This is a genomic window from Luteolibacter pohnpeiensis, assembly GCF_016595435.1.
Lineage (GTDB): Bacteria > Verrucomicrobiota > Verrucomicrobiia > Verrucomicrobiales > Akkermansiaceae > Luteolibacter > Luteolibacter pohnpeiensis.
This window is the reverse complement of the sequence record NZ_JAENIJ010000140.1, coordinates 1-859: the sequence shown is the minus strand read 5'-3', so window position 1 is coordinate 859 and position 859 is coordinate 1. Positions and strand designations below refer to the sequence as shown.

General features: G+C 55.3%; 1 protein-coding gene and 1 pseudogene. Both read right to left on the bottom strand.

Annotation, left to right across the window (positions count from 1 at the left end; all coding sequences use genetic code 11):
* On the bottom strand, window positions 1-536 hold a 536-nt coding region (locus JIN85_RS20620), incomplete at its 3' end, for a hypothetical protein (protein WP_200274404.1).
* An 89-nt stretch (window positions 537-625) separates the two neighbouring features.
* A pseudogene (locus JIN85_RS20615) lies at window positions 626-859 on the bottom strand (hypothetical protein); the annotation flags it as partial.

Below are 859 nucleotides of genomic sequence, written 5' to 3'. Positions count from 1 at the left end.
TGGCCCTGTTCCCAGCCTTCCGCCCACGCTTTCCACAGCGCGTTTTCGGTCGGGTCTTTCGTGAATGGATGAGGGTTGGTGCTATAGCTCTCGCCTTGCGTCGCCGCCTTGAATCCATCCTCGAATGCCTGCTCTTCTTCCGGGGTTTTCGGCGGAGCTGGTAAAAGCTCCATCGGTGCAGGCAGGCCAAGCGGAACTTCCTCAGCTTCGACTACGGTCGAGTCATTTCTTCTGAAGTCGCGGGGATTCAGATCATCGAACAAGTCGCCCTGATCCGGGTCCGGAATCGACATCGCAATTTCATCTCCGCGCTTGATCGAAAACCCGAGCTTATCGGTCTGCTTGTGCTTCCCGAGGTCGAGAACAATCGAGTGACTGAAGGTCGTTTTGGCTTCCTCGCATTCGGTGATCGCCTGCTGGATTTCATTTTCGTGATCGGCAAAAAGGCTGATCAGATTGCGGGCGCTTTGTTTAACAATTGCCTGTAATTTCAGATTTTCTGGAATCTTCGGCAGCTCAAAGGTGATGGTGTGCATGCTATGGTTTGTATTGGTTTGATAGAAATGCCCTGCTCCCCGGACCGGGTCCGCTTGTAGTGAATGACCGGCTGTCAAAAATGGCTGGATCAGCGCTCGAACTTCTCCGAGTCCTCAAGGCATCGATGCGCCTCGTTCCCCTCCACCGCGCTGACAAAGAACCCGAGCACCGCCGCCATCACTGAGGCGATGCACCAGCCCGGATGCTGATAGAGTGCGGCAGCAAAGGCCCAAATGACGCAGGCCACCGCAAAGGCTCCGGCACATAGCGCAGTCAGGAAATGCCGCTTCGCCGCTCGAAGGTATCGGTTCAATTTCATTGC